The organism is Spongorhabdus nitratireducens, from assembly GCA_947387575.1.
Classification (GTDB): domain Bacteria; phylum Pseudomonadota; class Gammaproteobacteria; order Pseudomonadales; family Endozoicomonadaceae; genus CANDOC01.
Map to the genome: position 1 here is coordinate 235,821 of CANDOC010000006.1, position 13,898 is coordinate 249,718.

General features: G+C 52.0%; 11 protein-coding genes. 3 read left to right on the forward strand and 8 right to left on the reverse strand.

Annotated features, from left to right (window positions below; genetic code table 11):
- Positions 1 to 13: 13 nt before the first annotated feature.
- Together cydB and ACYZZ0_RS12965 are read right to left on the reverse strand one after the other, a co-directional pair.
- On the reverse strand, positions 14 to 1,153 hold the full coding sequence (gene cydB / locus ACYZZ0_RS12960; protein ID WP_461537057.1) for a cytochrome d ubiquinol oxidase subunit II: 1,140 nt from the start codon (positions 1,151 to 1,153) through the stop codon (positions 14 to 16).
- Positions 1,154 to 1,171: 18 nt separating this feature from the next.
- Positions 1,172 to 2,746: a cytochrome ubiquinol oxidase subunit I gene (locus ACYZZ0_RS12965; protein ID WP_461537058.1), complete on the reverse strand. Its 1,575-nt coding sequence runs from the start codon at positions 2,744 to 2,746 to the stop codon at positions 1,172 to 1,174.
- A gap of 774 nt (positions 2,747 to 3,520) precedes the next feature.
- Here ACYZZ0_RS12965 and ACYZZ0_RS12970 point away from each other — a divergent pair.
- From ACYZZ0_RS12970 to ACYZZ0_RS12980, 3 genes are all read left to right on the forward strand, one after another.
- Entirely contained in the window at positions 3,521 to 3,712 is a 192-nt protein-coding gene (locus ACYZZ0_RS12970) for a hypothetical protein (RefSeq protein WP_461537059.1), read from the forward strand.
- A 196-nt stretch (positions 3,713 to 3,908) separates the two neighbouring features.
- Positions 3,909 to 4,835, forward strand: coding sequence for a GGDEF domain-containing protein (locus ACYZZ0_RS12975; protein ID WP_461537060.1), 927 nt, complete (start codon positions 3,909 to 3,911; stop codon positions 4,833 to 4,835).
- A 325-nt stretch (positions 4,836 to 5,160) separates the two neighbouring features.
- Positions 5,161 to 6,651 (forward strand): oligopeptide:H+ symporter, encoded by a 1,491-nt coding sequence (locus ACYZZ0_RS12980; protein ID WP_461537061.1) that lies wholly within the window; start codon positions 5,161 to 5,163, stop codon positions 6,649 to 6,651.
- A 60-nt stretch (positions 6,652 to 6,711) separates the two neighbouring features.
- Here the strand turns inward: ACYZZ0_RS12980 and ACYZZ0_RS12985 are convergent, their stop codons facing one another.
- The 6 genes from ACYZZ0_RS12985 to ACYZZ0_RS13010 all read right to left on the reverse strand — a co-directional run bounded on the left by ACYZZ0_RS12985 (position 6,712) and on the right by ACYZZ0_RS13010 (position 13,897).
- Positions 6,712 to 8,247 carry an ABC transporter ATP-binding protein gene (locus ACYZZ0_RS12985; RefSeq protein ID WP_461537062.1) on the reverse strand — a complete coding sequence of 512 codons (1,536 nt, stop codon included), beginning with the start codon at positions 8,245 to 8,247 and terminating at the stop codon, positions 6,712 to 6,714.
- Positions 8,244 to 9,158 (reverse strand): ABC transporter permease, encoded by a 915-nt coding sequence (locus ACYZZ0_RS12990; RefSeq protein ID WP_461537063.1) that lies wholly within the window; start codon positions 9,156 to 9,158, stop codon positions 8,244 to 8,246. The genes ACYZZ0_RS12985 and ACYZZ0_RS12990 overlap by 4 nt, the downstream gene beginning before the upstream one ends.
- Positions 9,158 to 10,105, reverse strand: coding sequence for an ABC transporter permease (locus tag ACYZZ0_RS12995; RefSeq protein WP_461537064.1), 948 nt, complete (start codon positions 10,103 to 10,105; stop codon positions 9,158 to 9,160). The genes ACYZZ0_RS12990 and ACYZZ0_RS12995 overlap by 1 nt, the downstream gene beginning before the upstream one ends.
- Positions 10,105 to 11,607 (reverse strand): ABC transporter substrate-binding protein, encoded by a 1,503-nt coding sequence (locus ACYZZ0_RS13000; protein ID WP_461537065.1) that lies wholly within the window; start codon positions 11,605 to 11,607, stop codon positions 10,105 to 10,107. The genes ACYZZ0_RS12995 and ACYZZ0_RS13000 overlap by 1 nt, the downstream gene beginning before the upstream one ends.
- Positions 11,608 to 11,647: 40 nt before the next feature.
- Positions 11,648 to 12,838, reverse strand: a complete 1,191-nt coding sequence (locus ACYZZ0_RS13005; RefSeq protein ID WP_461537066.1) for an alkaline phosphatase family protein — start codon at positions 12,836 to 12,838, stop codon at positions 11,648 to 11,650.
- A gap of 99 nt (positions 12,839 to 12,937) precedes the next feature.
- Positions 12,938 to 13,897 (reverse strand): alpha-L-glutamate ligase-like protein, encoded by a 960-nt coding sequence (locus ACYZZ0_RS13010; RefSeq protein WP_461537067.1) that lies wholly within the window; start codon positions 13,895 to 13,897, stop codon positions 12,938 to 12,940.
- Between the last annotated feature and the right edge of the window lies 1 nt (position 13,898).

Sequence of the window (13,898 nt, forward strand, 5' to 3'; positions counted from 1 at the left end):
GTTCGGTTCCCCCTCAGTAAAGTGAATGACTGTTTTCAGCAATATGCTGACGGGAAATACGTCCCCACAGCTGATAGAAGCACCAGATGGTATAACCCAGAATGGTCGGAACCATAATACCGGCAACAACGGTCATAATGCCCAGCGTCAGGTAGCTGGATGTGGCATCCCACAGGGTCAGGCTGAATTCCGGCTGACTGCTGGATGGCAGAATAAACGGAAACAGTGAGAAACCGGCGGTCATAATAATACCGGCCTGTGCCAGTGCACTGCAGGTAAAGTTCAGACCGGCCTGACGGGTAGCAGACAACAGCAGTACACCCAGCAGACCGACAAAGCCTAATACCGGAGCCACCATCATCAACGGGTACTTGCTGTAGTTGGCCAGCCAGGCACCTGTGGCAATCACTTCAACAGTTTTGCCTGCAGGGTTGGATGCAGCATTACCATCAATCACGCTGGTGATTTCATAACCGGGAATATTTCCAACCCATAGACCGGCTACAGCAAACAGCACCAGTGTCAGCAGCGCACCCAGACGGGCAATGCGGCTGGCGCGCTGGGACATTTCTTCTTCTGTTCGCAGCTTCAGCCAGCTGGCACCGTGCATGGTCAGCATGGATACACTCACCAGACCACACAGCAATGCAAACGGATTCAGCAAGTCAAAGAAGCTGCCGGTAAAGCTGGACTGCATATACTCGTTGAAGGTGAATTCGTAACCCTGGAACAGGTTTCCGAAAGCCACACCAAAAATCAGTGAAGGTACAAAACCACTGATAAACAGGCTGCGGTCACAGATATTGCGCCACTTCGGATCATCGATCTTGGAGCGATAATCAAATGCAATCGGGCGCAGAATCAGTGCAAACAATACCAGCAGCAGAGCCCAGTAAAAGCCGGAGAAGGCGGTGGCATAAACGGTTGGCCATGCGGCAAACAATGCGCCACCAGCCGTGATCAGCCAGACCTGGTTGCCATCCCAATGAGGCGCAACGGCGTTAATCACCAGCCGCTTTTCCATTTCATCCCGGCCCAGTACCGGTAATAAGTTGGCAGCACCGATATCATAACCGTCGGTAATGGCGAAGCCGATAAACAGGACGCCTATCAGCACCCACCACACCAGCCGGAGTATTTCGTAATCAATCATTGTCTTTTACTCCCTGATTTATCGGGCGCTTGCCGTATTGTTTTCGATTTGCTCGTGATGATAGCGACCAGTGTGCAGGCTGCTCGGACCTTTACGGGCAAACTTCTGCATCAGATACACTTCAACCACGGCCAGTCCGCCGTAGAGCAGGGTAAAGATCGTCAGGCTCAGATAGATATCTGCAGCGGTCAGATGTGACGTAGAGATATAGGTTGGCAGAATACCGGAAATGGTCCACGGCTGACGGCCAAACTCGGCAACAAACCAACCCATTTCAGAGGCAATCCACGGAAGTGGCAGGGCGAACATGCACAGCTTGAGGAACGTCTTGCTCTTGTATTCGGTACGGCGGGCTGTCTTGTAGAATGCCGCAGCAAACAGCAGCAGCATCAGCATGCCACAGCCGACCATAATACGGAAAGCAAAGAACAGCGGCCATACGGTCGGAATGGACTCGCGGCTGGCGGCTTTTATCTGCTCTTCGGTGGCATCAGTTACGTTAGGTGTGTAACGCTTCAGCAGCAGGCCATAGCCCAGATCATCCACATATTGCTTGAAGGCTTCCCGGTTTTCCGGCGTATCTTCACCCGTTTTCAGTTTCTGCAGCAGGTCGTAGGCGACGATACCGCGGCGGATACGGGCTTCACGGTTAACGATCAACTCGCGAATGCCCTTGACTTCCTTATCCAGTGAACGGGTCGCAATGATGCCCATAATGTAGGGAATCTTGATGGCGTATTCGGTTTCCATGGTTTCCTGATTGGGGAGACCGATCAGGGTAAACGGTGCCGGTGCTGGCAGGGTTTCCCATTCTGCTTCGATAGCAGCCAGTTTGACTTCCTGTACGTCACCCAGGTGGTAACCGGACTCGTCACCCAGTAGTACGGTAGACAGGATGGCAGCCATGCCGAAACCGGATGCGACCGCAAAGGAGCGACGGGCAAAGCCGACATCGCGGTTGCGCAGCAGATAGTAGGCACTGATAGACAGCACGAACACAGAAGCGGTGGTATAACCGGCGGCTGCAGTGTGAATGAACTTGACCTGGGCTACCGGATTGAAGAACAAGTCGGCAAAGCTGGTCATCTCCATGCGCATGGTTTCAAAGTTGAACTCGGCACCCACCGGGTTCTGCATCCAGCCGTTAGCGATCAGAATCCACATCGCGGACAGGTTGGTACCAATGGCCATCAGCCAGGTACAGGCCAGGTGCTGCACCTTGCTCAGGCGATCCCAGCCAAAGAAGAACATGCCGACAAAAGTCGACTCCAGGAAGAACGCCATCAGGGCTTCGATAGCCAGCGGCGCACCAAAGATATCCCCCACATAGTGAGAGTAATAGGACCAGTTGGTACCGAACTGGAACTCCATGGTCAGGCCGGTGGCGACACCGATGGCAAAGTTAATGCCAAACAGCTTGCCCCAGAACTTGGTCATGTCCCGGTACACCTGTTTGCCGGTCATGACGTAGACCGACTCCATAATGGCCAGGATAAAGGTCATGCCGATTGTCAGCGGCACAAAAAGAAAGTGGTACAGTGCCGTTATGGCAAACTGAAGGCGGGATAGATCGACGACTTCTTCAGGTATCATGGCGCACCTCGGGCATCCTTCTACTCGGTTGTGAACAGCAATCGTTAACTTCCCCGAACTGAATCGGGCTTACAGGTCATGTTGCTGCTCCGAGCCTGGACTCATTATGGCTGCGAGCTGCAAATATCGACAGTAATCGACAGGATTTGTTTTACAGAGTCCCCTAAGGGCAAAGTGTTGGTCGCCCTCGCTGCCTGAGCTTTTCTCTGCGCATTTCACAGATTTGATGCTCTGGCCGCTTCGGTATTCCGACAAGAAGGGAGCGGATTATACGAGGCTGCCAGAGCTGAAACCTGTGACCCAGGTCAAATTTTTATGTCTTGGGAATGTAAATCTGGGAGGTTTTATGTCAAGGGCAATTGGCTGGTTAAATCGATTTGCAAAGTGATATTGCATATCCTGAGGCTCTTTTGTGGCGGGTTCTTGCTGAAGTTAGCGGCGTATCAGGGAAGTACTAATAGTGGCAGTGAGCTGTAAATATAGCGGTTACAAAGAGTGTTTAACTGGCCTGCCAAAATACCTCAGAAGGATACGAAAGCAGGCATGGTGATGTAGTTCCGGGGAAAATCAGGCGGTGCTGGATCAGCGCAGCTAACTATCTATGACAATCAATGGCAATAGAGCCTGTCAGGCCAGGAAGACCTGATGTGGAGTGAGACGGGAAGTAATACTTTAGTATTATATCCTTTGTGACTATAAACCTAGGTCTAATATAACCTAGAGCCATATAACCGTATTATTCCGTTCATCACTACTTACACAGGGAGTTCGGAAATGAGACGGAAAAGCCGACAGTTTACATTCAGGTTGGTCCGGGTACTGCTGCTGCAGGCTATCATAACGCCGATGGCCCTGTTACACGCAGAAGAAGTACTGGAGCCTGATCACAGTGTTATCAGCTGGGATTGCCGCTGGGTTAACACCGCTTCTACTGCCCCCACTGCCTACTGCCGCCTGAGTGAGTAATCAGACCAGACCGCAGGGTTTGAGCTGCTTACTCGCTTTATCTGTTACAAACACTTGTCATCAATCCCCTCCAGCTGATAGAAATATAAGAGTAATGTGCTGAAAAAAGTAACGCTTGACGGTTTATTCACCTGTATTGCTGTCCGCCGTCGGGAGTTTCGGCATCGAACCCGCATCGACAGCAGGAAAAATCATAATGAGTCACAGGGATGAGACCGAGCTTCTGCAGCCTGTCATTGAGAGTAATGACACGGTGCTGGCTTCCGCCATGCTGCGACTGGCGGCGTGTCGGGAAAAATCAGCACTGGATAACCTGTTGGTAGAATTGGTCAGAGAAAAAATGAAAGGTGCGCCGGTGGCTCTGGTGAGTCGTGATTCATCCGGCAAGGGAAAACCCTCAATTCTGGCTGTCAGCGGCGTCAACTCCCGCCAGCAGAAACAGTTTCTTGGCAAAAAGAATCTCACCCTGCCGATGCCGAGCAGCGTCAAGGATGAAGAAAGTCCCTGTGTATTACTTATCGGTGTCAAAGATGAAGAGCCTTCAAAAGAGCTGATCCTGCTGATTCAGATGTACCACTCGGTGCATGAATTGTTGGCCCGTAGTACTCATGATCGTCTTACCCGCCTGTTTAACCGTCACAGCCTGCAGGAAACCCTGGAGCATATCTATGGCCATGCTCCGGAGCGTCGCAAGGGTGCTCGCAGCCAGACCGGACGCGAACGCTGGGTGATGGCGCTGCTGGATCTCGATCACTTCAAGCAGGTTAATGACCAGTATGGTCATTTAATGGGTGATGAAGTGTTACTGGCTTTCTCTGATTTGATGCTGCACAGCTTTCGCCAGCATGACCGGTTATTCCGCTATGGTGGGGAAGAGTTCGTAATTCTGATGGGCGATATTTCACTGGATGATGCCAGCCGGGTACTGAACCGATTCCGGGAACAAGTGGCCCGGTTTGATTTTCCCCATAGCCAGAAACTTACTGTCAGTATCGGATTTGCTTCGATGGATCTTAACTGCCCGCCGGAGTGTGTGCTGGAAAAGGCGGACCGGGCATTGTATGAAGCCAAAAACAGTGGCCGTAATCGGGTTGAATGGGCGAAGGAAGAACCGCCTGCCTGAATAACCATTGATGAGTGAGATAAGCCGTAATCTGAATGCCGGCAGACTCGGAATCTGCGTCGGCGGATATTCCATGTTTTTATTCAAAATAAAGAGATATTATTTCATTTTGACTCTGTTTTAACGTGTTTGCTGTCGTTCATTTCCTTTGTTGACAGGTGTCAGATTTCCCGCCGCAAGTTTCTGAATAATACCTCCCGTAATTCCGCTGAATCCCGCTTCCATAGCTGAAGCTGGCTGGCGGGTAATATCTGTATCCGGCATTCGAACCGGCGCAGAAAAACAATCAGAGCCGGGTTAATGTCGTGCCGGTTTGGGGGAAGTCATGCTTTCGGTTTTCAGGGAACATACCAAAACATTACGCTTAATGTATTTGGTACAGGTTACAAACGGATTTGCCTATTACGGCATGTTCGGCCTGTTGGCGGTGTATCTGGTTAAAGGGTTGGATTTCAGTGAGCAGACGTCGTTTGCAGTACTGGGTTCGTATGGTGCGCTGGCCTACTGCATGTTGAGTCTGGGTGGTTATATCACCGACAAGTATCTGGGAGCCAAGCGTGCTTTGCCGCTAGGGCTGGTACTGTTGATGAGTGGTTATGTACTGCTGGGTATGGCTGCCATTCAGGGCGTGCCGCAGTTTGCCTATTTTGCCCTGGCCTGCACCTGTATTGGTCGCGGTCTGGCCAATACCTGTGCGCCGACGCTGATTGCTCATTCCTATCCGGAAGCGGACACCCGGATCGATGGTGCTTTCACCATGTTCTATATGGGTAACAATCTGGGCTCTTTCTCTGCCCGAATGCTGTTCCCGATGATTGCCGCGGCACTGTCCTGGAGTTTCGCCTTCTTCTTTTCCGGTCTCAGTCTGGCAGTTGGCCTGATCAGCTTCCTGATGCTGCGACATACCATTAAGGAAGTGGGCACTGCGGTTGATCATCAACCCCTGAAGAAGTCCAACCTGATGATGGTGCTGGCCGGTTGTATCGCCATGATCTTTGTTGTGGCCTGGTTGCTGGATCATACCAGTGTCACCCGGATGATTATGGGCGTTGTGGCGGTACTGGCACTGGGCTATTTCTTCCTTGAAATGAGCAAGGAAGGCGCCCGTTCCCGCAAGCAGATGATTGTGGCGCTGGTGCTGTTGGCCGAGTCTGTGCTGTTCTTTGTGATGTATAACCAGATGTATACAACACTGACTTTCTATAGTCTGCGCAATGTTGATCCGACCGTATTTGGTATCACCATTAACCCGATCTCCTTCCAGGCGCTGAATCCGCTGTGGATTATTATCCTGGGGCCGGTATTGAATATTATTTATCGTAAGCTGGAAGAGTCCGGTCACCATGTATCTACGGCTACCAAGTTTGGTGTCGGTATGCTGTTCAGCTGCGGTGCATTCCTGACGCTGGCAGCTTCCAGCCATTTTGCCAGTGCGGAAGGTATCGTTAACTCTAACTGGATCGTACTGGCTCACAGCCTGCAGGCGATTGCCGAACTGATGATCAGTGCACTGGGTCTGTCAGTGCTGGCTCAGCTGATGCCGAAACGAATGACCGGTTTTGCAATCGGTTCCCAGGCGCTGACCAATGCCGGTGCTTCCATTCTGGCTGCAATGCTGGCCGCTTTTGCAGCGATTCCAAAGGAAATTACCGATCCGCTGCAGACAGTGGATATCTATGGTAACTACTTTATGTGGCTGGGTGTGGGCGCTGGTGTGATTGGTGTGCTGATGGTGCTGGCAGCCAAATGGCTGGATAACTTTATGCAGGAAGCGGCAGCAGAAAAGCAGGAACTGCTGGAACCGGCTCAGGCATAAAAACTCATTAGATAAGGATTAACAGCGGATGATATCTGCCATGATATCATCCGCTGTTGCTTATTCAGTTTCTGTTAAACGACCCTTCTCAAGTTTCATTCTGCGGTTGGCCATGGCCTTGAGGGTCACCGGGTCATGACTTACCAGTAGAAAGCCACTGCCGGTTTCTTCCCGAAAAGCATTCAGCAGTTCAATAATCAGCTTGCGAGCTGTTGCATCCAGCGATGCGGTTATTTCATCACAGAGCAACAGTTGTGGTTGGCTGGCAAAGGCACGGGCAATAGCAACCCGTTGCTGCTCACCCCCTGATAATTGGGCCGGATAGTGCTGGCTGTAATGGGTCGGCAGGTTAACCCGGGCCAACAGCGTGGCGATATGGCGGCGACACTCTGCCAGTCCCAGCTGACGGTATAAGGTCAGGGGAGCCTGTAGTATCTCGGCAATACAGTGGCGGGGGTTTAGTGCCGAGGCCGGATTCTGGAAAATCAGCTGGATTGATTTCTTTAATTGCAGGGAGCGTTTTCCCAAAACCGAAACCGGGTGTCCCTGAAATAAAACCGATCCACTTTGTAGTGGATGCAAACCGGCGACAGTTCGCAGCAGCGTGCTTTTGCCACTGCCGGATGGCCCGTAAATTGCCAGACATTCACCTTTGCCAAGCTCCAGATCAAGATTGCTGAAAACCGGATTGTCGGGAGCACGGTTGAACCAGCGTCTTTTACCCCGTGTTACGCAGGTGTTTCTGCACTGTAATATGGGCCTGGAGGCGGAAATACACCGTAGTGCAGGTAGTGAGGTAGCTGTTGTCAGTTGACGGGTGAATGGATGTTCAGGTTGCTGAAGTAGCCTGGGTAAACTGCCAGACTCAACGATTTCTCCATTGCGAAGTACCAATGCCCGGCTGCATAAAGCGGCGGCGGCTTCCAGATCATGGGTGACCAGTAACAGGCTGACCTGATGTTGTTGCCTGATCTGCTGTAACAGCTTGAAGAACAGCCGGCGGTTAAGAGGGTCCAGCCCGCTGGTCGGTTCATCCAGCAACAACAATTCAGGCTTTCCTGCCAGCGCCATGGCAATGGCAACCCGCTGCTGTTGACCTCCTGACAGCTGGTGGGGATAGCTCCGCAGGATAGTATCTGCATAGGGCAGACTGACTTGTGAGAGTAACCTGTGTTGTTCATTCAAACGCTGTTGCTTGTTCAGCGTCGTATGCAATATCAGTGTTTCATCCAGCTGGTTACCAATTCTGAGCGAAGGATTCAGGCAGAGACCGGCATTCTGGGGAACCAGCGCCATAGAGTGGCCTCGCAGCTGACGTAACCGTTCTGCACTACTTTTGAATACGTCATCAACCCCCAGCCGAATACTGCCATGATCAACCTGGCAGCCCGGCCTTAAATGCCCGAGAATACAGTTCAACAGGGTAGTCTTGCCGCTACCTGATGCACCAATAATACCCAGACTTTCGCCACTGAATAGCTGGAAGCTGATATCTCGAAGCACCGGTATATTACCTGGCTTATTAGTTGTTTGTTGCATCAGGGTAAGTTGAGAGACATCCAGTAATGGCGTGGAGCCTTTATGTCTGTTTGTCACTGGGCAGACTCCTGATCAACAGTGCGTGACAGGTTGCCGGGCAGAGCCTTGTCGATGGCATCTGCCAGTAGGTTAATGCCAATAATCAAACTGCCGAGGGCAATAGCCGGTGCCAGTGCCGGCCAGAGGGATACCGCAATGTAAGGTCCGTTTTCTGCAATCATCAGCCCCCAGTCGGCACTGGGTGGGCTGGCACCAAAACCTAGGAAGGATAGCGAGCTGAACCTTAATAACATCCAGGTCAGTCGCATAGCGGCTTCAACCATCACAATGCCGGTGATGTTTGGCAGGATTTCACCGGTTATCAGCGTTGTACCCGATGTACCCCGCAGTCTGGCAGCAACAATATAATCCTGGTTCACCTGGGGGCGGGTTGCTCCCCGTATTACCCGGGCAATATCAAAGGCATCAAACAGCCCCAGCACCAGAATCAGTGTCAGCAAACTGTGCCCGAACAGGGCGATGACCATTAGTAATGGCAATATCCAGGGGATGGCTCGAAACAGATCGGTACAGCGGCAGACAACAATATCCAGCAAGCCGCCATAAAGCCCGGCACTGATTCCCAACAGTAACCCCAGCATCATCGACAGCACGGTTGCCAGCACGGCTACCTGCATGGCTTCTGCACCACCCAGCAGGGTACGTGCCAGTACATCCCGGCCCATGGCATCGGTACCCAGCCAGTGCTGCATATCCGGAGGAAGAAAAATCCGGTCAGGGTGCTGGCTGGCATAATCCAGAAATGAAAAACCGAATGGAAGCAAACTGTGGGCTGAAAGACAGATAACAAGATGCAGTGTAACCAGGAATAATCCCAGTCGGCCGCTGCGGTTGCTGAGGCACAGCCTGGGCAGCTGGGTAACTGTCAACCGGTTATGATGCCAGGGCAGTGTCAGGCTGGTATTCATTAGGCGCACTCCCTCTGTCTGGGGTCAAACAGCTGACCGCACAGATCACCACAGAACGAACAGGCAATGCATATCAGGGTCATCAGCATGCAGGTTACCTGGATTACCGGATAGTCCCGCTCACAGATAGCATTGACCAGTAACATGCCCAGCCCCGGGTAGTTAAAAACCTTTTCGACGACGACCACACCGCAGAAAATCCATGCCATATAGAGTGATAGTGTTCCTGTACAGGGAGCCAGTGTCGGGCGCACTGCATGGCGCAATACAATGGAGGTGGGGGTAACACCTTTAAAACGTGCCATCTGGATATAGTGACTGTTCATCACATGGATCGTGGCACTGCGCACTGTGCGCATAATATGGGCGTTGACCAGCAGGGCAATACTGAGCGCGGGCAGAATGGCATATTGAATTTGCTCGGAAACAGGCTGAGCGTCGTATAGCAGAGAAACCGCCGGGAGCCAGCCGGTTGCAAAGCTGAATAGATACATCGGGCCAAGAGCAACCACAAACTCGGGCAGGGCCATGGCACCAATACTGGCCAGAGAAATCCAGTTGTCAGACTTGCGGCCAGGCCTTAAACCAGCCAGAAAACCCAGCACAATAGCAAGCGGAATACTTAAAAGCGCTGCCAGTGTCCCCAGCAGTAATGTATTTGATAGCCGGGGCCAGATAATTTCACTGACCGGACGACGCTTTGCCAATGACCAACCGAGGTCACCTTTGAGCAGATTACTGGCCCATACCACAAAACGTTCACTGGATGGCAGGTCCAGTCCCAGTGATTTACGACACTGCTCAATGCGTTCAGGCTGGGCGTCCTGTGCCAGAAGTGCGGTGCAAGCATCACCCGGTAGTTTCTCGACCAGCATAAAGACCAGCACACCCATCAATAGCAGGGAGCACAGTGAAGACAGCAGTAGCTTACTGACAAGCCTTAGCATCAGCTTTTTCCTATCCGGTGCCAGTGAATAATTTTGGTTTCGGTTGCCGGTACATTAACCAGTTGCTGACTGGTGACCCGGATATAGTTGGGAAAGTAGGGAAGATAGACGCCACCGTCATCCTGCAGTATCTGTTGTAACTGGCTGTAGAGCTGATGTCGTTTTGAGCTGTCGGCTTCGGCACGGGCAGCGTCGAGAAGCTGATCAAAAGCGGAATTGCGATAACCACTCTCGTTCCAGGGGGCTCCACTGCGAAACAGTTCATTCAGCACCTGGTCTGCATGTCGCTGTCCCCAGCGTGTCGTCATGGCAGGTACTTTCATCCAGACGCTTTGCCAGTAACTGTCACTGGGAATACGGCGAATTATCACCCGGACCCCGGCTTCCTGAACCTGCTGCTGATAGGCTTCGGCCAAAGGGATAAACTCCGGTTCGATATCGCAGGTGTGCAGCTCAAACTCGATGCCGTCTGGATAACCGGCTTCTGCCAGTAAATTTCTCGCCTGCTGAATATTTTTTCGACAGGTAGATGAGTAATGGTACCCGTCTCCCGACCAGACCGGATTATCACAGCTGATTTGGCCACCTTCCTTGCCGGATACCAGCTCCATAATTGTTAACCGGTCGGTTGCGATTTTCAGGGCCTGTCGCACCCGGGCATCGTTAAAAGGGGGCTTGTCTATCCGGAAAATGATGCCGCGCCATTCGCCGCAGGGAATGGATTGTAGTCGCAGCTGTTGCTGCTGGTGGAAAAGTGGTTGCTGACGCGCAGAAACGGCATCCAGCCAGTCAATCTGGCCCGCCAGCAGTGCCTGAACCCGGGCCTGGGAGTCAGGAATGCAATACAGCTCTACACCTGATAATGCCGGCTTTCCATCCCAGTATTCGGGAAATGCTGTCAGTACCGTTTTGCCTTCCGGGTCCAGAGACACCAGTTGGAAGGGACCGGTGCCAATTCCGCTGCGGGCAATATGAGCACTGCTACCGGCCGGAATTATACGAATGCGGTAGTCTGTTAGCAGTAGAGGAAAATCATGATGAGGTGAACTGAGCTGGATTTTCAGAGTGTATGGCGTTGGCGCTTTTATTTCTGAAATCAGCGCCAGCACCGCTGAAGCCGGCGAGGCCAGTTCGGGATCCTTAACGCGCTTCAGGCTGTAGAGCGCATCTTCAGAGGTAAAGGGTTTGCGGTTATGAAAAATTACATTCTGTCTGAGCTTGAAGTTCCAGACAGTACCCTCAGGATTTGAACTCCAGTGAGTAGCCAGTCCCGGGCTGATCTGTCCGTCATGCTCCAATCGTAGCAACTGATCATAAAGCATCAGGTTAACTTGCCAGAACCGGTACGGGGAGAGTGGGTCCAGATTATCGGCTCCCCCGAATTCCAGCGGATGTGGCATTCGCAGGATTCTATCGGATTTTTTCCAGTCCCTCTGCTCGCAGGCAGAAACCACCAGGCACAGAAGGGTACCCAGTATCAGGCAGCAACATCGATATAGCACCCGTCAGCTCCTCTGCAGCAAAGGGGGCATGCGCCGTTTATTAGTTATTCAGGGATTGGCCGGGATCTGATAATCCGGAAACACTCATGGCTGTTCCAGGGAAATCATCCAGTGGAAGTCCGGCAAGCAGGGCAACTGTCGGTGCAAATTGTTCAGCTGAAGCATGATCTGTTGTTCCCGGATTGATATCGGGGCCATGAAACAGGGCAAAGCGGTCATCGGCCGGACAGCCAAAATAAAAGCCGTGGCTGGAACGGTAATGGGATACACCGGTTGGCTCTTTACTGTTGTTATTGCCGGCAGTTTCAAATACCCAGCCGTCAGGCGCCAGTAATGCCATCATGTCGCTGGCATGGTCATTTGGCAGGTGTTGGGTGCCAATATCGATCACGCCAAAAGGTGACATGGACTCGGCCAGTTGCTGTCGTTGCTGTTGATTCTTAACTATCAGGTGAAGGATGCCAGCCTCACAGGCATAAGGGATGCCATCGGGAATAATTTTATCCGGATAAATGGCCTCCTGTACCAGAGCATGGCCATGGTCACTGGCCAACACCAGATTCCAGTGCTGGTTTGCAGCATCCAGCCAGCTTTTTAGTAGTCCGACCTGTGCATCAATCCAGAGCAGATTCCACTGCACTTCAGGACTGTCCTCGCCATAGTCATGCAACAGGTAATCGGGCATGGCCAGTTCGGCAAAGATTAACTGTGCCGGTTCATCACCCGTTATCCCGGCGTTTACTGCCTGTTCAAGCAACAGGGTATCGTTCATCAGCCCCCTGAGCCGGTAGTTATCCCGGTCGGAATAAGCCGGCATGGTGACAGGAAGGGGAGGGAATAGTGCTTCACCATATTCTCCAGCCCAGGAGGGGGGCATATAAATATCGCACTCTGTTTGAGGTAGCATGCCAAAACCGATACCGGCAACTTTGATGCCGTGATCTTGTGCCCGGCTGCCCAGAGTAGGAATACGCAAATCATTCGGTTGGGCATAACCGAATCGGTCGTCCTGCTTACGAATCAGATTGCCATAAATGCCATTTTTACTGGATGGGTACCCGGTCAGCATTGAAGCCCTGCCGGGAAGGGAGGTGGCACATGTTGCCGGGGTAAGGCGTTTAACCAGATGGCCTTCCGTGACCATTCGGGACAGGCTGGGACAGCGTGACAGGCAGCGCTGAAAGCAGTCGGCCCCGATACCGTCAATAAGCAGAACCAGAAGCGTGGTCATATCAAGCTTGATACTGGCGGTGATGTTGATGGCAAGTATAGGTGAGACAGTGCTGTGTGTTGTTGAAATTCACTCTGTTATTTGCATCGATATTCATGGTTAAAAGTGACTGAAATGAGTCATGGCATATGTAACCCGTTCCGAAACAGCGTTATCACCACTTTTCAACGTTTCAATCATTTCCAGTCGTGATCTCAGGCCTGAGCCGTTGGCAATCTGGATGGCCAGTCCTGGGCGGGCATTCAGCTCCAGAATCAAGGGGCCTTCATTCTGATCCAGTACCATATCGACTCCTAGATATCCCAGTCCGGTCATCTCATAGCAGCGGGCAGTCAGCGTAAGCAGTTGTTTCCAGTGAGGAACACTGAGTGCTGAAAAGTCCTGCATGGTATCCGGATGATGTGTAACGGGCTGGTCAAACTGAACTGCCCTTAGACTTTGTCCACTGGCCATATCAAGACCAACACCGACAGCGCCCTGGTGCAGATTGGCCTTGCCGTCAGACGCTTTGGTTGCCAGTCGCAGCATGGCCATTACCGGATACCCCTTGAAGACAATCGTTCGAATATCCGGTACCCCTTCATGGCTGTAACGCTCGAAGACCGGATCAGCTCTGATCAATGACTCAATCAGGGCGACATCGGTTTTGCCTCCCAGCGAATAAAGGCCTCCCAGCGTATTGGTTACGTGACGTTTAACATCGGCGAAACCAAGCTTCTCACCACTGCCTTTAACGAAGTCACTTCCGTCCCGGCCGGTAATAACCAGAATACCTTTACCTCCACTGCCATTGGCGGGTTTGATAACAAATTCACTCAGATGGTCCAGCAATTTATGTAGCTGCTGGACATCATGCTGATACTGAATAACACCCAATAGTTTGGGGACGGCCACGCCGGCTTTTTCTGCCAGTCTTTTGGTCGACAGTTTGTCATCTACCAGAGGTAATAAGGAACGCTTGTTATAGCGACTGACGTAACACAGGTTGCGCCGGTTCATACTGAGTACACCTGCATCTAGCAGTGCATGCGGGCGGGCAAACCATTTGAACAAGTTCACT